This window comes from Desulfobulbaceae bacterium (genome assembly GCA_015231515.1).
Classification (GTDB): domain Bacteria; phylum Desulfobacterota; class Desulfobulbia; order Desulfobulbales; family VMSU01; genus JADGBM01.
This window is the reverse complement of record JADGBM010000051.1, coordinates 1,060-20,572: the sequence shown is the minus strand read 5'-3', so window position 1 is coordinate 20,572 and position 19,513 is coordinate 1,060. Positions and strand designations below refer to the sequence as shown.

The window sequence follows — 19,513 nt, the reverse complement described above, 5'->3', positions numbered from 1 at the left end:
GTAACAGTAGAAATATTAAACAAGGGAAAAGGAGAAGAAATGAATAAGAAACTTTTAGTAGGAATGGCAACCGGATTGTTTTTGGTTGGCATGGTTGGAGTTGCCAGTGCAACACCTATACAATGGACAACAGCTGCTGGCGGGAATGGACACTGGTATGATGTTGTTGTCAGTCCTCTCTCTTGGGAGAATGCGAAAACTACTACAGAAACTGCAGGCGAGTATCTAGCAACCATAACATCTTCGGAAGAGCAAACATTTGTAGCAAACCTGCTTGCATCATATACAACACCGGGCGTTGGTGGTTTTATGATTGGTGGTTTTCAGCCTGTAGGATCTGCTGAGAATGCTGGCGGGTGGACATGGGTAACAGGGGAGGCTTGGGCCTACACAAATTGGGGTGGTGGTGAACCTAATGGTGGAACAAGTGAAGGTTATCTCTACATGGACGAAAGATCCAGTTGGGGGTGGAACGATTATACTGATGCAGGTGGATTTTACAATCCTCAAGGCTATATTTCTGAATCAGCTCCAGTTCCAGAGCCAGCCACAATGCTCCTATTTGGTACTGGCTTAGCTGGTCTTGCTGGAACACAGCTCAGACGTAAAAAGAAAGCATAATCAATTTAAGATTAGCAGTAAGACATCATTGGTGGCAGGTTCATTAATTTGGGCCTGCCATTTCTTTTTGTGTGATGGTGAAGATGTGAAAGTCCATTCTTGCTTATTCCTAACATCCCAAAAGTCAAACTACTATCTATAGAGATTGATGAGTAGGTAAATCGCCAACACGAAATTCCGGAAACTTTTTTCTTGACTTAACCACCGAACAACACGCGTAATCCGGATAGCCGAATATTGACAAACTCGCAAAAAGTCAAAAAAGGTTCAGCGCCACTCAATGAAATCAACAAGTTACAGAGCGAGCCGGGGATGTCGAGCGGCTTTTTGCGAGACCATCAATATTAAAACAACAACTTTAATTGAATAATCTGCAAATATCCTTATAGTGGTAGGAGGAACTGATGGTATTCTGAAAAGTTCTATTATAGCCTAATGAGGAGGGGGTCTATGGCAATTAATACTATTTCTGGTTCTAACGGCAGCAGTCCTGTAGAACTGTACAAGACCAACCAGTCAAATAACCAGTCTTCCGTTACGAGAGAGCAACAGGCCGACTCGACTCAGCGAGCAAACAAAAAAGAGGCAGTTTACTCTGTGCAGATCTCCCAGGATGCTGTGGAACTTCAACGACAGAAGCAAACACAACAGGCTGAAACAGACCAAAAACTGCAAGCCGACAGGCAGGTTCAGGCGCAAGTCAACGCTGAAATGCAAAGCCAGCGTACTGAAGCAAAAGAGTATAACAGGCAGTCCATAGACATTCTTGTTTAAATAAACACAGTGTATCCATGCAGCTAATCAGCACCGTATCGTCCATCCCTCTCTTCAAGGGCCTGCAACAATCTGAACTTGAGGCCCTGGCGATGATTTTGACCGATCAACGCTTTTACAGAGGACAACACATTTTTTCTGAGGGTGACAAGGGGGTTGGCTTTTATGTTGTAATCTCAGGAAAGGTCAAGATCTACAAACTTTCTGCTGAAGGCAAAGAACAGATTCTGCATGTTTTCGGGCCCGGCGAGCCTTTCGCGGAAGTTGCGGTATTCGCCGGAGTAAACTTTCCGGCAAATGCACTGGCTATTGAAGAAAGCAGGATTTTTTTCTTTCCCCGAACCTCCTTTATATCTCTTATAGAAGGATATCCCACCTTAGCCATGAATATGATGGCAGAACTCTCTCTCCGACTTAAAAGGTTTGCTCACATGATTGAAGACCTCTCTCTTAAAGAGGTGCCAGGACGTCTCGCCAGTCATTTCCTGCTGCTGGCCGAGGAACAGGAGAACGAACACGAAGTCACCCTTAACCTTACCAAATCTCATCTGGCAAGCCTCTTGGGTACAATTCCAGAGACGCTTTCTCGAATCCTCACAAAAATGAGTAAACAAAACCTCATAGAATCGCAGGGCTCTACCATTGCAATTCTTGATTATGATGCCTTGGGTGATCTAGCTAGTGGGGAGAGGCGGCTCTAACCACCTCTTAGTGAAAGTCTGGCTTAGTTTGCCTTTTTTTCTGAAAAAATAGTTTTCAACAGAAAATCCGGTAGCATTTTGAAGGCCTCTGCCGGCGCTACAGGAGGTTTTCTTCTATCAATTTTAACGCCTGTAGAGCTCACGCCTTTTACCATCACCAGTATATCCTGTTTTTTCTGTAGTCCTACACCGTTATTGTCGGTAATCGGCAAGAGATTTGGCCCTTCACTATCCAGGATATAGGCCAACTGCCCATTAGTCAGCGCCACAATACTGCCCGGTGGATAGATGCCAACCGATTTAACAAACGAATGCAGGATATACTGTAGAAGTTGATCTTTTTCTGCATACTTATGAAAGATGTCTGCCACAACTCCGACCGGGTTCAGCGCCTCTTTGTAACAGCGCTTTGAGGTCATGGCATCATAGATGTCTGCCAGTTTGCAGATCTTAACATAGGGCGGTATCTCTTTAGGATCCTTGGTCTCAGGATAACAGCGCTCTTCCGCCTCGAATAATCTGGCATGATGGTAGAGGCTTATGTTTTTCACATAAGGATTAACCATTTTATTCTTTTCAAGAAGATCCAGCCCTTTGGAGGTACTGTGTGATTTAATCTCCTCAAACTCACTATCCGTCAGCTTTCCTGGCTTATTGAGAATCTTTTTATCGATCAGAACTTTGCCCAGATCATGCATGAAAAACCCTATAGAAATATCACGCATTTCATCACGCTGATAAAAGGAAAACGCCTTATTGTCTGCGGTTTTCTCATCCTGCATAATGTTGATCGTGGTATTGCTTAAGGTTTTATTGATCACATTACTGAAGTTTTCATTAAACTTTTTCAGGATGACAGTCCCAATGGTGCAGACATTAATGGAGTGATTATAAAGATAATCGTCATATGAGAATATCTCTTTGGTCAGATAGGAAAAGGCGTTCTCATGCAACGCAACAAATTCAAAAAGCTCCGAGACCATATCAGCAATAGGATCAAAATCAAATTTACCGCCATTATTCTGGATCGAGGCCAAAACCTGCTTAAAACAGTCTTTGGCTTTGGCGTATTTTTTTGAAGCAATACCCTTAAGCTCAATAATCTCTTCAATTTTACGGTCAATTTCAGTTTGAGGGTCTCTTGCAGTATTTTGTTGTTGAGGAGGGGCTTGTGGTTTTTTGGGAGGGTCGGTCTGGATAGGTTTTGTTGCAACTGCCTCTCCCGTGCCCGTGTCCGCATTGACTAAATTGCCTTCCTTATCCCATAAACCTCCTGAATTCGCCATGATGATCGGGATTTTATCAATGCCGAAACGCTTAACATTCAAAAGCGGTTTTTCATCGTCAACGATGACATCCTTCTCAAGAATAAGCCGACCCTGCTTATTAAAAATATCGATTCCTGTTCGTATTTTGCCGCCAGCTCGAACTATTTCAATGAGCTGGTCAATGGTTAATTTTGGTATTGGACCCTGCATAAGAACCTTCATCCGTTAAAGAATCAAAAACAGGGGGTCTGCCCTACAACTCAAACAAACCCCATATTTATTGATTCTATCACAACCTTATGGCCTTGTGTCAAATACTATTTAAGCTATTGTTTAAACTGTTCGACAGACGCGGCCAAATCCCCCAGGATTCGTACCAGAGGCCCAGAAGACGGTTCCCTGTTTATAATCTACAAACCAATAGCCCCCGGGTTTTCTTTGTCCGGAGGTAAAAATAAACGGTTGTTTCTTTGAAAAACATTCATGCAGATACAGACCCTTGGCATTCAACTCTGGGACAAGCAGACTCATCGCCTCTTCCACTGTGGGCAAGCGCCAGTCATCATAGCCGGCGAATCTGTTTATATTAAGTTCTTCGGCATACTTATAGGTATGCCGAATTGAGGTAAGATCACTCCCTTGGCGCTGCCACATCACACCTGTCACCATCTCCGTCACCGTCAGGCCATCCTTGTTGTCGACAAGATGGGTGGCAAAGCGTCCTTGAGGGTTATTCTTACTATCGTAAAACCCATTTCTGATCACCAGTTCGGCAATGGTGTCTTCAACAATCTCACAGGTCTCGATCGGCAGAATAATTTTTTCCAAGGCCGGCACCGGATCAGTTGCAGAAGGCAAGCCCGTTTCCAGTTCTTCGGAATCATCATCCATCATTACCGGTCGCACTACTGTTTTGCACTCTCCGGTAAGAACATTTTCCTTGAGCCAGTTTTTAAGCTCATCACTCACCGCATAACACCTGTCCAGGCCCGGGGTATCACCCTGCTCTTTGACAGAACGATCAATCATCTCCTGCGGCGCCTCAATCTCAGCCATTACTTTGGCGTGCTTTATGCCGCGTTCCATCAAGCATAGTTTGGCCGGCTCTTCCCAGTTATCGATAAAGAAGTAGTAATAACGCTCGCTTTTATTGCGAACATTGCGCTCCTTTGTGCCCCAGCTTTCAAAGATTGTAAATGTCAGGGCCGGGGTGATCGCCCAGTCAATTGTCGCGTTTGCCTTACCTGCAAGTCCCAATTTTTCAAAGATTCCCATACTCCCTCCTGTGTATTCCTGTTTATTTTGTTTTTCATGTTCTTCGGTGTAGGTTATAGTAAATTAGTCAAGAAATCAATATTAATAGTAATAATTACCATCTACAACCATGCCGCCAGAAATCTCTTTTCACTCCGGGCAACCGTATCCTCTTGGCCTTACTATTCAAGGGAAAAGCCTGAACTTTTCTATCGTTTCTACAGATGCTACCAGTGTCGTACTTTGCCTGTTTGAACCTGGCATCAGCCAGCCCTTTACGGAAATCCTTCTTGATCCATATCAAAACAGAACCGGAAATGTTTGGCATATTTCCGTCACTGGCATCAAGAAAGGTAGTTTGTACGCCTACCGGATTGATGGACCAAAAACCGCTAAACACCACAGATTCGACGTGAAAAATTTCCTGCTTGATCCCTATGCAAAAACTGTTGTCGGCAATGAAGTTTGGGGTAAACGAAAAAAAAACCAGCCGCTGCTTGGTGTTGTTGATCAACTGCCTTTTAAATGGCATGACGACCGCCCCCTAAAAAGACCTCTGCAGGAGACCATTATTTACGAAATGCATGTCCGCGGCTTCACAATGAACAAAAATTCCGGTGTAAAAAACCCTGGCACATATGAGGGTATAATCGAAAAAATCCCCTATTTAACTGATCTTGGCATTACAGCCGTTGAGCTTTTGCCAATCCATGAATTTGACGAGACGGAAATTAAATTTGCCAACCCGCTTTCCCCTCAACCCTTAGTCAATTTCTGGGGCTACAACTCAATCAACTTTTTTTCCCCTAAAGCTGGTTATGCCGTCAGCAAGGCGCCAGGTCAACAAATTAATGAGTTCAAATCTCTGGTCAAGGCCTTGCACAATGCCGGCCTTGAAATTATTCTGGATGTGGTGTTTAACCATACCGGAGAAGGAGATATAACGGGACCAACTCTTAGTTTTCGGGGCATTGACAACGGCATCTATTATCTCCTTGATTCCGAAAACAACTATGCAAACTATTCAGGTTGCGGCAATACTGTCAACTGCAACCATCCTGTTGTTCGCGAATTCATTATCGACTGCCTGCGATACTGGGTTCTGGAAATGCATGTTGATGGATTCCGTTTTGATCTGGCCTCTATTTTCAGCCGAGGCCAGAACGGCCAGCCCCTCGAAATAGCCCCTCTTGTTGAACAAATTGCTGCCGACCCTTTTTTGGCAGACACCAAAATCATCGCCGAGGCCTGGGATGCAGCAGGCCTTTATCAGGTCGGCAGTTTTTCAACAGATTCACGCTGGGCGGAATGGAACGGCCGTTACCGAGATGATGTCAGATCATTTATGTGCGGGCACAAAAACACTGTTACAGCGCTGGCAACCAGAGTTGCCGGCAGTTCTGATCTTTTCAAAGAGAGTGGTCGCTCACCCAACAACAGCGTGAACTTCATAACCAGCCACGATGGCTTTACCATGTATGACCTGGTCAGTTACAACAGTAAAGTCAATACTGCCAACGGTGAAAATAATCGGGACGGAGAAAACCACAATATCAGCTGGAACAGCGGCAAAGAAGGCCCTACCACCTCAAAAGAGATTCAGAACCTGCGCTTTAGGCGCATGCGCACTATGGCAACAATTCTACTCCTTTCCCAGGGCACCCCTATGCTCCTTGCCGGAGACGAATTTTGCCGCACCCAGAAAGGTAATAACAACGCCTATTGTCAAGACAACCCATTAAGCTGGCTGGATTGGTCTCTGGCGGAAAAGCACAAGGATATGCACCGATTTTTCAAAAAACTCATTGGTCTGCGCAAGGACCATCCCGTTTTTCATCGGACTGCATTCTTCACTAAGACACAAAAAAATAAACCTGCCGACATCCTCTGGCAGGGTACTCATCGAGGCACCGAAGATTGGTCAGCCGAGTCCAGACTTCTCTGTTTGTTCCTAAACGGTGAAGCGATGAACGATATAAATAATTTTTTTATCGCCTTTAACGCCGGCAGCTCAACCCTTGATGTCGAACTGCCCTCAACCCAAAAACAGACGTACTGGCACCCAATTATTGATACGGCCCAACTCTCCCCAAATGATATCCTCGATCACCGAAAAGCAGCACCGCTCTCCGGGACCGCGATCTCTGTCCAACCCATGGCGGCCATGGTCTTAATTGCTTAAAGACAACTCACAGCCATGACAACACTGCATTTTATAGGCGACTCACTGATCGAATATTTTGATTGGCAGTATCGATTTTCAACCTGCAAAGTAATTAACTCTGGTTGTGCCGGTGAAACCGTCTCAGAGCTTTGCCGGCGCACCGACAGCCTGATTAGACTCAGTCCTCAACCAGACTGGGTGATTATAATGATCGGCACTAATAACCTTGCCATGCAGGACTTTTCGTTTATGCCTGATTATGAAAAAATAATTGATACTTTTCAAACACATACACCATCTTCAAAAATACTAGTCCACGGGCTTTTCCCCTTTAAGCTCCCCGGGCTTGCTGAAAATGCGATACCATCAGTCAATACAATGATTAAAACTCTGGCGAAAAATAAGCGCCTGAAATATCTGGATGGCTGTTGTATTTTCACAAAATACAACAAAAATGTACGGTATTTTCTTGAAGATGGTGTACATATCAGTGATCATGGCTATTCTATCTGGTCAGATGCCATCGCAGAATTGATTCTCTAAAAAGTTACTCACAAAAGTTGCCACTGTATCTAATGCAAAAAACAAACGCTAAAGAGTTCGCCACCTTAAACTGCCTGTATGAGATCACTAAAGTTCTTGCTTCTTCTACCGACCTGCAGGACTGCTTGAAACGATCTTTACTCATTCTTTCTGCCTATTCAGACCTTAAGAACGGCACAGTCACCATCGTCAACCCGGTCTCCGGGCAGATCGAGATTGAAGTGGCTCAGGGCATGACAGCTGAAGCCAGGAAACGTGGCGTATATAACCTCGGTGAAGGCATCACTGGCCGAGTTGTTGCCACCGGTGCACCAATTATAGTACCTCAGGTCAGCGAAGAGCCGCTCTTTCTCAATCGAACCAGAACTCGCGGCACAATCGCCAAGGGCCTCTCCTTTTTATGTGTACCGATCAAACATGGCAAAAACACCATCGGCTCACTAAGCACCGACTGCAGCTACCGGGAGGGCGCTAATTATGAAGATGAGATTCGCTTTCTCACTATATTAAGCGGCCTCTTCGCCCAAACTGTTACCCGTATTCAGGCGGTTAACAAAGAAAAAGAGTCTCTCCTGCACGAAAACATCCATCTCAAACAACAACTTTCCGAAAAATACGGGATAGAGACTATTATTTCCAAAAGCAGCAGGATGCTGGAAGTTCTGGAGATGACCAACAGGGTTGCCGACTCCAACGCTACTGTTCTGCTGCGTGGCGAGTCAGGTACAGGAAAGACCTTAATAGCAAAGGCAATTCATTATAACAGTCGGCGTGCCAAAGCCCCATTCATCGCCGTCAACTGCTCGGCCTTACCGGAAACACTTCTCGAGAGTGAGCTTTTTGGCTATGAGAAAGGTGCTTTTACCGGGGCAAACCAACTCAAAAAAGGCCGCTTCGAAGCTGCCGAAGGCGGCACTCTCTTTCTTGACGAGATTGGAGAGCTCTCTCTGAGCATTCAGGTGAAACTGCTTAATGTGGTTCAAGACAAGGAGTTTCAGCGCCTTGGCAGTACCAAATTGCGCCAATGTAACGTCCGGTTAGTAACCGCCACCAATAGAGATTTAGAAAAAGCTGTCGAAGAGGGCGCCTTTCGCGAGGATTTTTACTACCGACTTAACGTTTTCCCAATTTATATCCCACCACTTCGTGACCGCCGCACAGACATTCTGCTGCTTGCCGACTATTTTTTGCAAAAATACAACGAGGAGAACAAGAAGAACATTAAACGAATTTCAACTGCCGCTATTGATCTTTTAATCCAGTACCACTGGCCTGGCAACGTTCGCGAACTACAGAACTGCATGGAACGAGCCCTGCTGATCTGTGATGATGATGCGATTAAAAGCTATCACCTGCCTCCCACATTACAAAGCGCCGAAACAGTCAGCACCAATAAAAACCCGCTCTCATTTACTGTGGCAGTCGAGAACTTTGAACGCGAGCTCATCATCGATGCACTCAAACGCTTTAAAGGCAACCAGACCAAGGCTGCGGAGTTTCTTGACTCAAGCCTGCGCATCATCAACTACAAAATCAACAAATTTGCAATTGATACCACAAGTTTCAAGGCGAAAGCACAGTGACTATTTTCCTGCACGTTTGTTGCGGCCCCTGCGCGGTTTACCCCCTTCAAGCTCTTCGCGATACTGGCCACAGCGTCTCCGGCCTGTTCTACAACCCGAATATACACCCCTTTCAAGAGTTCAAGCGTCGTCTTAACGCCTTAGAGGTGTTCGGCCAGAAAACGCATTTTGACGTGGACTATGACCGCAACTATGGTTTGCAAGGTTTTCTCAGGGAAGTAGTCTTTAACGAAACTAAACGCTGCCAACTCTGCTACGCCATGCGCCTGAAGGTAACCGCTCAGAAAGCCATAGAAGCCAAAGCCGAGGCCTTTTCAACCACACTTCTCTACAGTCGTTACCAAAACCATGAGCAGATCAAAAAAATCTGCGAGAACATCGCTGAAACAACTGGAATACCGTTTTATTACGAAGACTTTCGCGAAGGCTGGCAGGAGGGAGTTGACAGATCGATTGAGATGGAACTCTACCGCCAACCCTATTGCGGCTGTATCTACAGCGAGCAGGAACGCTACGATAAAAGTTTACGAAGGAAAAAAAGCTGAAAGGTGTTTTTTCCTGAAGATTTAAGAGGATAAAAAAAGCCCTACAGCCTATCACCTATAGCTACAGCCTTTTTTGATCTGTCATCTACTGAGGCGTTTCGGAGGTACCTTTGCCCGGAGAGATCGAAGTAAAGGTATGCCAGTCTGGCAGAGAAATATCAGGGACCCAGTCTCTCCAGGTTCGTTTGGGTGGATTGCCAGCATCAATCGCCACAATTATCTCTTCGGCTTTAGACGCTGCTGTTGTTTCCGGATAGTTTGCCAGAAGATAGCGGAACCGGGCTTCGGCCATTGGCAACTCATTTGTCCTGACATAAAATGATGCCACATAGAACTCATGGTTCGCCAGAAAATTTCTCGCCGCCAGCACACGGGCATTGGCCTCAACAGTATAAGGCGAATCCGGGTACGCTGTGAGCAGTTTCAAAAATGCCGTGATCGAATCTATTGCCGCACCGGGATCCCTGTCAATGCTGTCAATTTGTTTATACGAACTCATGGCAATCTGGAATAAAACATAGGGAATAGCTTCGTTGGTGGGATGATTTACCTCAAACTCACCATACGAGGCAATCGCCTCGGCGTAATCTCCAAGATAGTACTGGCAGTCAGCGGCTTTGAGTTCTGCCAAAAGACTGTGCTGACTGAAAGGATAGCGTTCTTTAATCTCTTCAAATGTCTCCAGGGCATCGGTGTAACTGGCCCGACTATAGTCGTCCATCGCCTGCATAGCCAGACTGTCTGGTGTATCCGGTGCCGAAGCACCGCCGCCAAAGCCCAAAAAAGAAAAAAAGCTGTCAAGCATTACACAGCCTGGCAGACATACGACCAGGACAAGTAAAACAACAGTGGTTATTTGTGAGAGTCTGTTTTTCATTGGTTTTCTATTTAACTGTGCTGTGAGCATTTTTTTCTCTCGACGACTAAAACTTTTTTCTGACGGAGAGTATCAAGATAATGCTCAACCGCTTTTTCGGCCACGGCGCCATCACCTGCGGCTGAAACAACCTGCCTGATTGAGTTATGCCGAATATCGCCAATGGCCATTACCCCGGCAAGGCTGGTCTGCATCATACAATCAGTAATAATAAAACCATTTTCCATTTCCAGCTGCCCCGGTGGCAACATTTCATTGTTTGGTGTTACACCGATCAGGATAAAAACACCATCGAAGGGCAACACCTCTTCTGTCCCATCCGAATGCTTCACCTTCAGAGATTCTACCCCTTTTTCACCTATTATTTCAATCACCTCAGCATCACACTGAAACGCAACCTGCGGATGAGCAAAGGCTTCTTCCTGAAGAATTGGCGCGGCCCGCAACTCATCTCTCCGATGAATCACCGTGACGCTCTTTGCAAACTTGGTGAGATAGACCGCTTCCTGGACGGCTGTGTCGCCACCGCCAACCACTGCAATATTTAGGTCGCGGTAAAACGGGCCATCACAGGTCGCGCAATACGACACACCTTTGCCGGCCAACTCTTTCTCCCCGGGCACATTAAGCTTGTTGGGCCGTGCACCGGTCGCAACAATCACCGCTCTTGCCTGAATTGCCGTACCATCTTCAAAGGTTATGGTTTTGATTTCCTCTTCGAGCGCCATGGAGGCAACCGAATTGTTCAAATATGAAAGCCCAAAGCGCATGGCCTGGGCCTTCATCTTTTCCGCCAGTTCAAAACCAGAAACCCCCTCAGGGAAGCCTGGGTAATTGTCAATCCAGTCTGTAACCAGGATCTGCCCACCCTCAATGGCCTTTTCAACAAGAATGGTATCAATCCTTGCCCGGGAGGCATAAAGACCGGCGGTAAGGCCGCCAGGCCCTGCCCCGATAATGACCAATTGATAAATCTTCTCTTCGTTCATAGGGAGCAACTGCTACGCTTCCCTACGAAACCTTCTCAAGCATGGCAACAAGTTGAACCTTGCCAACTGCCCCTGTGATTTGATCAACAACCTCACCACCTTTGAACAGGATTAGGGTCGGAATGGCGCGAATACCGTACTTGCCAGGGGTTGCAGGGCTGTCATCAACATTCATCTTTGCCACAGCAACCTTGCCATCAAACTCCGCTGCCAGTTCGGCTATAACCGGCCCAATAGCCTTACACGGCCCGCACCAAGGCGCCCAAAAGTCAACAAGACAAGGAAGGGTTGACTGAAGAACTTCAGCATCAAAATCACTATCTGTAACTTGCTTTACTTTATCATCTGCCATCGATTTCTCCTCTCTAAGTATGAATTAAAACGTTGTTTTTTTGTTTGTAGACGAAAAGCAAAAAGACCATAGAGCACATTTCGTGCGGGTGCTGTTCATATGTTAAAACCACTATACTGGATATTTGCCCATCAATAAATACCATATTTTTTTTGAATCATAAAACATCACGTTGACAAGGTAGTCCCTCACTTTATACACTAGAGAGAAGAAAAACAAGGGCGCTTTCAGCATAGGATATCAGTTTCAAGCAGCATCACCGAAACCGCCAGTATTCGAGGATATGTTCATGCCCATGACTAAATTTTTGCAAGAACCCAAAAAACTTGACCTACAGCCCTACAAAAAGCCCAAAAAAAACATAGACCTGCGCCAGACTCATGTCCCCTTTTCAGGATCACCCCACAACCACCCATATGATTCCACAAAATTTATTCTTGTTGCCGATCCTTATTGCACCAGTATCTACTATGAGTTTGAATCTAAAGATGTAGAGTTCGCTGAAGAGCTGCCCAGCATTGTTAATATCGACGGCGAAGCTGTTAATATGGTTCTCATCTGGGTTTCAAAAGACAGTATTGGTCTGCGTTGCACACCCTTCATCGTTAACAATACTACCCCCCGGCCTGATTCGGCAAAGTAAACAGCTGCCCAGCACCGCTTATCAGCAGCCCCACCATCGTTTTTCTTTGACCAACTCCATAAATCGTTGTACTAGTTCAAAATATTGCAGGCTGGATTCCCAGTCTGCTCATCAGTTACTTTGCACCTGTAGTATGGAGGAAGATAGACGTGGCAGGCAAGACAACAAAGCGAAAACACCCCAGGGTTACATTTACCGGAAAAGTTGACCTTTTATTTCCAGACATTGAATACCTTAACTGTGAGGCACTTAACATCAGCCTGATAGGAATACTCGTCCTCGGTTGTCAAGAGCAGGAAGACGGCACCCAATGTGACATTGAATTCCACGATTCATCAAATGAATCATCAAGACGTCTTTGCATTAAGGGGGAAGTTGTTCGCAGCAACGAAGACGGGATTGCCTTGCTGTTCCGCAACATGAACGTCAGAACATTTACCGACTTAGAAGAGTTCGTTAAAAATCAGGCCGGCGACACCTATCTTGACACGGATGAGTTTTTAGATGCCCTGCCCGCTGAGATGTCAGCTCTATAAGCCATTACCATTAGAGGTTGACTAATGCCAAGGCAACGAGTCACAATATTTGCACCATACTCATTTGAACCTGGTCAGAAAATTCGTATAGAGGGTGGAAAACGGGCTGGCGACTGGGAGGTAATCCGTCAGTCTGATAAAACCGTTACCTTGCGATGCCCTATTTCCGGCAGGGAGTTTGAGTGGAGTCGCTTCTGCTATACTGTTCAGGAAAACAACAATGACCAGTGGCCCAAGACAACCGTGGGCTGACCATCTCTCACACAGTAAACACCGTTTCACGGTGTTTTTTTTATTATGCCTGCCCCTTATCTTTATCCTTTGAAACACCTCACCAGATACAAAGTAAGTTTATAGTAAAAGAGGCGGTTTTCCGCGATGGCAGGGTCGACTCCTTCACTCTATTTCCGCCGTCAGCAAGAACGTACCGATAAGCAGTCGGTGTGGTTTGTTTGACCCAGCAAGACTCAGATCTTCAAATGCTACTTTATTGAGAAGGACCCAGATCATCAATTTCAAAATTCAGGCTGCCCCTGGCAACATCAACACTGGCAAGCCGTACACGGACAAGGTCACCCAGCTGAAAGATACGGTTGGTACGTTTACCAACTAAACGGTGGCTCTTCTCATCAAGCTGGTAATAATCATCCTTTAAATCCGCAATAGCAACCCCTCCACTGACAAATGACTCAACAAGCTCAACAAACAAGCCAAAAGATGCGGCACCAGAAACTATGGCATCAAAACTCTCACCGACTTTATCCTTCATATAGCGAACCTTGAGCCGATCGACCATCTCCCTCTCCGCATCCACAGCGACCCGCTCACGCTTTGACAAAAACTCCCCAGCCTCATGCACATTTGACGGGGCAACAGCACTCTGAGTTTTTTGGCCCGTCTGTTTACCCTGTGCTTTTTTGGGGCCAGACTTGGCACCTAAATAGTTTGCCAGACAGCGGTGCACCATTAAATCCGGATACCGGCGTATTGGCGAGGTGAAGTGGGTATAAAATTCAGCCGCCAGACCAAAATGCCCGACATTCTCCGGCGAGTACCGAGCCTGCTTCATTGTCCTGAGTAGCAAATTATTTATGATATACTCCTGGGGCGAGCCCTTGACCTGCTCTAACAGTTTCCCAAACCATTGCGGAGTACCCGGATCTTTAGGCAACTGCATTCCCATATCCTTGGCAAACTTTGAAAACTCCTCAACCTTAAGAGGATCAGGTGTTTCGTGAATTCTGTAAATTCCGTCCTTCAGATTTTTTTGGGCTATAGTCGTTGCTACAGCTTCGTTGGCAGCCAGCATAAACTCTTCGATAATCTGGTGCGCAAAGTTTCGCTCGCGCCGCTCAACATCTTTAATCTCGTCATTTTCGCCCACCACCACAAAGGCCTCTGGCAGCTCAAAGCCGATACTTCCCCTTTTCATGCGCTGCTCAAGAAGCTTTTGGCCGAGTGTTTCCATGATTTTCAAAGACGGCGCCAGGGCAGCATACTCTTTGCTGGTTTTACCGGTAGGATTGGATAAAATATCCCAGACCTTGTCATAGGTCATCCGGTAACGACTATTAATAATCGATTTGCCAAATGAGCTCCTGACAACCTTGCCACTCGCATCAAAATCAATGATGGCACTGAATGCGTAACGATCCTGATTGGGAACCAGACTGCATAAATCGTTAGATAACCTTTCCGGCAACATGGGCACGACTCGATTCGGAAAATAGACGCTGGTTCCACGCTCATAGGCAGCCAGATCCAAAGGGGATCCCGCCGTCACATAATGACTTACATCAGCAATTGAAACGTGGAGCTGATACCCGTTTTTCGTCTCGCGTACTGCTACGGCATCATCGAAGTCTCGTGCTGTTTCTCCGTCGATCGTGATATGTTCAACAACCCTCAAATCCAAACGGCCATCACCTGGTTCAATAACCGGGCTGATCTGCGCGACCTGGCCTTCAACAATCGCATCGAAGGAATGCGGGAGATCAAATTTTCTGATAACGATTTCAGTCTGCACATTCAAACTATCAGGATCACCGAGCACCTCGATAATTTCACCCTTTGGATTACTGATTCCCTGGGGGCTGAATTCGGTAATTTTGGCAACAACAGCTTCTCCCTGCCGTGCTCCAAGACTGTTTTCACGGCGAACCATTACACTGAAGGCAAAACGTTCATCCTCCGGAATAACCATGCCGACCGCTTTTCCCGCCGAATAGATGCCGACTATGCTCTTTACACCACGCTCAATGACTCTAACCACGGCACCTTCAGGCCTGGATGACTTTGGGTTTAGCACTTTGATCAAAATGGTATCCCCGTGCATTGCCGAGCCAAGTTTTCGAGCCGGGATAAATATCTCCTGAGGCTGATTAGCAGGTGGAGAGGGAATGATCCTGGCAAAACCAAAACCGCGGGGATTAAGGGACAGTTCCGCCTGAACATAGTGCACCGCAGTCCCTACAAAAAAAAGCTTCTCATCGTCTGTTGTGAGAATATTTCTATCACAGAGGTTCATCAGGGCATTGTACAATTTTTTCCGGTAACTACGGCCCAGGTCAAAGGCCTCAGCAATTTCTGTCGCTGTCGCCTGTTTACCCTTACCATGTACAAAGCCGACAATATCATCTTCAGAGATCGAACGTTGCCCATCTCTGATAAGTGGTCGCTGTCCGCGGTCATCAGGAACCTGCAGGTGCTTAACTCGCCTGGCAGGCTTCAAACGCAAACTGGCAGACGACACTTTAGGTTTTGCGAATCTTTTTTTTCGTCGTGTCACTTTTTTTCCTTAATCGGCCTGGGGCTTCACAAGCCTTGCTTAACTTTCTATCCCAAAAGTTTGTTATGCTAATGATGCAACAACAACTGCAAAACAGCGCCATTACACTTATCCTGACAATTTTTAATCATTGTGTCAAAACAATACTACCGATTGGGGGGGTGATAAACCTCTTTCAGCCGCCGAAGGAGAATTAAAGGTGCGAGTAGTGAGGCTTCGACATAGACACAATGTAGTAGGCAGGCCCGCAAAATTTATTGTTGATTTAACTTCAACAATTTGATTAAATATGACAGTTAATAATTATTACTACATTGGGAGGCTAAAATGACTAAAAAACTTGTGTACTTTTTGGTGGTGGCTGGCATGATGACCATTTCAACAAACAGTTTTGGCGCGGAAACCTGCGGCACACTTTTACAACGTTGTGGGCAATGTCATGACAATGAAAGGATCTGCAAGAGCCTGGGGAAATCTGAGAAATACTGGAAAGGCATAATTAAATATATGATTTCGAACGGAGCAGAAATATCTGCGGAAGAAGGCGATATGATGGTTCCCTGTCTTAGTTCTAAGGCCGAAGACGCTGTAAAATTCTGCAAGTAACCATTGTCAGGCCCCAGTGGTAGGTTGGGTAGAGGTACGAAACCCAACATTTTCTAAATTTTATTTATTACAATAGTCAGGCTCATCCTGACGCACCAGCTCCACACAAGACCCCAGCAGACAAAAGGAATAAAAGCTGTTGTCCCTGTGGGTCTGTGTGCGTCAGTGGCAAAAAGTTTTAGAAGACCAAGACGAATGAACCGAAAGCCCTACACCCTTAAAGTTATTTGCGAATCCCTTCACCTTCCAAGTAGATAGAAACTGTTTCACCGACTAGCAGCCCGCCTGTCTCAATCAGCTTATTCCAATTCAAACCAAAATCTTTTCTATTAATCTCGCCGGTAAGAACAATCGCTGATCTTTCATTTCCCCAGGGATCCTTTACCGGCCCGTTTAATTCACCATCAAGCTCAACAATTTTTGTATTGTTTTTAATGGTTAACTCGCCTTTCACCAGATAGCCGGAAACTCCCTTTGGCTCAATTGAGATTGTCTTAAATTTCATGGTTGGATAGGTCTCTACCTCAAAAAAATCTGCGCTTCGCAGGTGAGTATCCCGCTTTTCAATCTTGGTGTTGATACTCTTTGTAACAATTTCAGCCTCGACACCGCTCAAACTGTTTTTATCATCCACAGTGAAACTGCCAGTAAAATCTTCAAACCAACCGGATACATTTGCAATTGTCATGTGCTTTATCTTAAAGCCAACCGTTGTATGTGCCAAATCTATTGTGTACTCTGCAGAAAAACCGACTGCCGGCAACAACAACAATGCCACGAGTATCGATGTTATGGTATTTTTCATAATTTTTCTCCTTGTCTGATTTGTTGTTTATTTTGAAAGACTGATACCACCAAGTGGCACCATGCTCAAACGATAAGCAGTGGATCGAATAAAAGAAAGCCGTCATCATCAAATAAAATAATGGACATAAATCTTGGCAAAATACTACACTAATATGTAGCTTGGATATGAGTTCACCTTTAATTTTTATGAGGTCCCTATAATGAAACGATCCGTTTTATTGCTGTCCCTGCTTATTTTCCTTTGTCTTGCAACTGCTGCACAGAGTGAAACTAACACCCACGTCGCCAACATAAAAAACCTTACAGGCAGCGTTTCAATTGTACGCGACACTGTTCGGCTTGCCGCAGAGTTGGGCCAGCAGTTATTTTCTGCTGATACTATCATCTCTTCGGCCGACTCTTCGGCAGGAATTCTTTTTACAGATGGCACCTCCGTTTCAATTGGGCCTGCCAGTGAGGTCAACATTACAAACTACCTTTTCCAGCCCAACAACAATGAGTATGATTTTTCTCTATACATGAACAGAGGGTCAGCCCTCTATTCAAACGGCAAACTTGGCAAACTCTCCCCAGAATCGGTTAAGATCCACACCCCACGAGCTACCGTTGGAGTGAGAGGAACCCGCTTTATCGTAAAAGTTGACTAACACGGACCCCGATTATGCTTAGATACGTATCGATTTTGATTATTTGCGTTCTCATTACAGCCTGTGGCTCCAAAACTACAGTTATTCTCCTTCCCGATGAAGGTAAAGAGAGTGCCGGTGCTGTTATAGTGCAAACAGACAAAGCCTCCCAAATTGTCGACACGCCATATAGCCTCACTACGGTTAGTGGCGCCTCCGGCCAGCCTTCTCTTCCAGAACCCATAAGCAAAGAAAAAGTTTTTTCAGAATTTCATACCGTCATTCAAGCAGCACCCATTAAGCCTATCAGCTTTACGCTTTATTTTCTTACCAGCTCCACCACGCTAACCCAACAATCGAAAGAACAAATTCCTTTAGTTGTGGCTGAGGCAAAAAAAAGAGTTCCGTCTGAAATAAGTATTATCGGCCACACCGACTCAACGGGATCAAAAGAGTACAATAACAAACTCTCGCTGCAACGGGCCAAGGCAGTTGAAACACTCCTTGAAAACGAAGGCGCAGACATGACAACGGTCTATATCTCCCACCACGGCGAAGGGGATCCACTTATCCCAACCAAAGATAATGTTGCCGAACCCAAAAATCGGCGTGTTGAAATAATGATTCGTTAAAAAAGGCAGATCCATTGCTAGCCCGCCAAACTCATCTCCGCCTCTCCCATAAGGAGGTATTCAGCAGTATTGCCATAGGCTGTTTTGTGGCTGCTGTCCTCGGCCTGGCTGGACAGACGCAGTCCTGGCCGTTCGTCTCAATTGACAATTTTTTTCAAGACACTTTTTTAACACAAAAAGCCTCACATAAGGCCTCTGACAATATTACCATCATTGACATTGATGATGTAAGCCTTGAAGCTGTTGGTCAATGGCCCTGGCCCCGCTACCGAATTGCAGCATTCATTGAAACAATATCTGCCCTAGAGCCAAAAGCCATCGGTCTTGATATTGTTTTTCCTGAACCTGACAGTTCAGCGCTCATCAATATCAAGCAAACCTTTAAAAATGATTTCAACCTCGACATCTCATTCCAGGGAGTACCCTCTTCACTGACAGACAACGACGGCTATCTCGGGTCAGTAATTAAGAACTCAGGCACAGTAGGCGCCAATTATTTCTATTTTGACTATACAGGCAGTTCCGGCAGTTGTTCCGGGACAGACTTCTCAATTACAGGAGCAGAAAAACTCACACTTGACTCTGCCCGGGGACGACTTTGCAATACCGAAAAAATTTCAGAAAACATTTTGTTTCGTGGTTTCATTAATTGCCAAACAGACAAAGACGGCATGCTGCGACAGCTTCCTTTGCTTATCGAATACCAGAGCTCTATCTATCCAAACCTGACCCTGGCAACACTGTTAAAAGGACTTGGTGAATCTTCAGCCCAAATTGGCCAAAACCGCAATGGCCCCTATATTGAGGCAGGCCCGCATCATATTCCTATCTCAAAAACGGGGTACGCCATCCTGAACTTTCAAGGCCCGCCCTCATTGTATCCGACCCTTTCTGCTGTTGATGTCCTCAATAAAAAAATCAACCCTGTTGATATCAAAGACAAATACATCCTGATCGGCTCTTCAGCTATCGGCTTAAACGACCTGTATCCAACACCATTTGACCCCTTGTTCCCCGGCATAAAAACCCACGCTGTCATGCTGGAAAGTATTCTCGCCAATAAATCGATTCACGTGCCTTCATGGTCGCAAATTGCTCTGCCTCTGTTCACACTACTCTCCGTCATCATAATGCTGCTGCTCTTTACGGTAAACTCCAGACCATTCACTATGGTCATTGGTTCCTTGACCCTTGACACAATCCA

The 19,513-nt window shown here is 45.6% G+C and carries 21 protein-coding genes; 14 read left to right on the top strand and 7 right to left on the bottom strand.

Translation table 11 applies throughout. From position 1 onward, the window contains the following. The first annotated feature begins 39 nt into the window (after positions 1-39). The 3 genes from HQK80_09440 (at position 40) to HQK80_09430 (ending at position 2,096) form a co-directional block, all read left to right on the top strand. Positions 40-621 carry a PEP-CTERM sorting domain-containing protein gene (locus tag HQK80_09440; protein MBF0222431.1) on the top strand — a complete coding sequence of 194 codons (582 nt, stop codon included), beginning with the start codon at positions 40-42 and terminating at the stop codon, positions 619-621. A 450-nt stretch (positions 622-1,071) separates the two neighbouring features. After that, complete coding sequence (locus HQK80_09435) at positions 1,072-1,395, top strand: hypothetical protein (GenBank protein ID MBF0222430.1); 324 nt, start codon at positions 1,072-1,074, stop codon at positions 1,393-1,395. A 17-nt stretch (positions 1,396-1,412) separates the two neighbouring features. Next, positions 1,413-2,096 carry a Crp/Fnr family transcriptional regulator gene (locus HQK80_09430; GenBank protein MBF0222429.1) on the top strand — a complete coding sequence of 228 codons (684 nt, stop codon included), beginning with the start codon at positions 1,413-1,415 and terminating at the stop codon, positions 2,094-2,096. Positions 2,097-2,119: 23 nt separating this feature from the next. Here the strand turns inward: HQK80_09430 and HQK80_09425 are convergent, their stop codons facing one another. After that, complete coding sequence (locus HQK80_09425; protein ID MBF0222428.1) at positions 2,120-3,586, bottom strand: HD domain-containing protein; 1,467 nt, start codon at positions 3,584-3,586, stop codon at positions 2,120-2,122. A gap of 111 nt (positions 3,587-3,697) precedes the next feature. After that, on the bottom strand, positions 3,698-4,639 hold the full coding sequence (locus HQK80_09420; GenBank protein ID MBF0222427.1) for a DUF1566 domain-containing protein: 942 nt from the start codon (positions 4,637-4,639) through the stop codon (positions 3,698-3,700). A 109-nt stretch (positions 4,640-4,748) separates the two neighbouring features. Between HQK80_09420 and glgX the strand changes: the two genes are divergently transcribed. Genes glgX through HQK80_09400 form a run of 4 tightly spaced genes read left to right on the top strand, consistent with a single transcriptional unit; the run spans position 4,749 to position 9,453 of the window. Continuing rightward, positions 4,749-6,800: a glycogen debranching protein GlgX gene (gene glgX, locus HQK80_09415; protein MBF0222426.1), complete on the top strand. Its 2,052-nt coding sequence runs from the start codon at positions 4,749-4,751 to the stop codon at positions 6,798-6,800. A gap of 15 nt (positions 6,801-6,815) precedes the next feature. Then, entirely contained in the window at positions 6,816-7,325 is a 510-nt protein-coding gene (locus HQK80_09410) for a GDSL family lipase (GenBank protein ID MBF0222425.1), read from the top strand. 32 nt (positions 7,326-7,357) lie between these two features. After that, complete coding sequence (locus tag HQK80_09405; GenBank protein ID MBF0222424.1) at positions 7,358-8,908, top strand: sigma 54-interacting transcriptional regulator; 1,551 nt, start codon at positions 7,358-7,360, stop codon at positions 8,906-8,908. Next, the gene (locus HQK80_09400; GenBank protein MBF0222423.1) at positions 8,905-9,453 is read left to right on the top strand and encodes an epoxyqueuosine reductase QueH; all 549 of its coding nucleotides are present in this window, start codon (positions 8,905-8,907) and stop codon (positions 9,451-9,453) included. The genes HQK80_09405 and HQK80_09400 overlap by 4 nt, the downstream gene beginning before the upstream one ends. A gap of 85 nt (positions 9,454-9,538) precedes the next feature. On the opposite strand, the gene HQK80_09395 is transcribed toward HQK80_09400, so the two are convergent. The 3 genes from HQK80_09395 to trxA are packed head-to-tail and all read right to left on the bottom strand — an operon-like array spanning position 9,539 to position 11,671. After that, entirely contained in the window at positions 9,539-10,330 is a 792-nt protein-coding gene (locus HQK80_09395; protein ID MBF0222422.1) for an outer membrane protein assembly factor BamD, read from the bottom strand. Positions 10,331-10,341: 11 nt separating this feature from the next. Then, positions 10,342-11,319: a thioredoxin-disulfide reductase gene (gene trxB / locus HQK80_09390; GenBank protein ID MBF0222421.1), complete on the bottom strand. Its 978-nt coding sequence runs from the start codon at positions 11,317-11,319 to the stop codon at positions 10,342-10,344. Between the two features lie 22 nt (positions 11,320-11,341). Next, positions 11,342-11,671 (bottom strand): thioredoxin, encoded by a 330-nt coding sequence (gene trxA, locus HQK80_09385; protein MBF0222420.1) that lies wholly within the window; start codon positions 11,669-11,671, stop codon positions 11,342-11,344. A 289-nt stretch (positions 11,672-11,960) separates the two neighbouring features. Between trxA and HQK80_09380 the strand changes: the two genes are divergently transcribed. From HQK80_09380 to HQK80_09370, 3 genes are all read left to right on the top strand, one after another. Next, positions 11,961-12,314, top strand: a complete 354-nt coding sequence (locus HQK80_09380; protein MBF0222419.1) for an inorganic pyrophosphatase Ppa — start codon at positions 11,961-11,963, stop codon at positions 12,312-12,314. A gap of 149 nt (positions 12,315-12,463) precedes the next feature. After that, entirely contained in the window at positions 12,464-12,850 is a 387-nt protein-coding gene (locus HQK80_09375; protein MBF0222418.1) for a PilZ domain-containing protein, read from the top strand. Between the two features lie 24 nt (positions 12,851-12,874). Next, complete coding sequence (locus HQK80_09370; GenBank protein ID MBF0222417.1) at positions 12,875-13,102, top strand: hypothetical protein; 228 nt, start codon at positions 12,875-12,877, stop codon at positions 13,100-13,102. A 235-nt stretch (positions 13,103-13,337) separates the two neighbouring features. Here the strand turns inward: HQK80_09370 and rnr are convergent, their stop codons facing one another. Next, on the bottom strand, positions 13,338-15,638 hold the full coding sequence (gene rnr, locus HQK80_09365; protein MBF0222416.1) for a ribonuclease R: 2,301 nt from the start codon (positions 15,636-15,638) through the stop codon (positions 13,338-13,340). Between the two features lie 327 nt (positions 15,639-15,965). Here rnr and HQK80_09360 point away from each other — a divergent pair, with 327 nt between their 5' ends. Beyond that, entirely contained in the window at positions 15,966-16,244 is a 279-nt protein-coding gene (locus HQK80_09360) for a hypothetical protein (GenBank protein MBF0222415.1), read from the top strand. Positions 16,245-16,467: 223 nt separating this feature from the next. Here the strand turns inward: HQK80_09360 and HQK80_09355 are convergent, their stop codons facing one another. Continuing rightward, the gene (locus tag HQK80_09355) at positions 16,468-17,049 is read right to left on the bottom strand and encodes a YceI family protein (GenBank protein MBF0222414.1); all 582 of its coding nucleotides are present in this window, start codon (positions 17,047-17,049) and stop codon (positions 16,468-16,470) included. Positions 17,050-17,251: 202 nt separating this feature from the next. Here HQK80_09355 and HQK80_09350 point away from each other — a divergent pair, with 202 nt between their 5' ends. The 3 genes from HQK80_09350 to HQK80_09340 all read left to right on the top strand — a co-directional run. Next, the gene (locus HQK80_09350; protein MBF0222413.1) at positions 17,252-17,698 is read left to right on the top strand and encodes a FecR domain-containing protein; all 447 of its coding nucleotides are present in this window, start codon (positions 17,252-17,254) and stop codon (positions 17,696-17,698) included. 14 nt (positions 17,699-17,712) lie between these two features. Continuing rightward, complete coding sequence (locus tag HQK80_09345) at positions 17,713-18,309, top strand: OmpA family protein (GenBank protein ID MBF0222412.1); 597 nt, start codon at positions 17,713-17,715, stop codon at positions 18,307-18,309. A gap of 14 nt (positions 18,310-18,323) precedes the next feature. Then, the coding region (locus HQK80_09340; GenBank protein ID MBF0222411.1) for a CHASE2 domain-containing protein at positions 18,324-19,513 on the top strand (1,190 nt) is incomplete at its 3' end.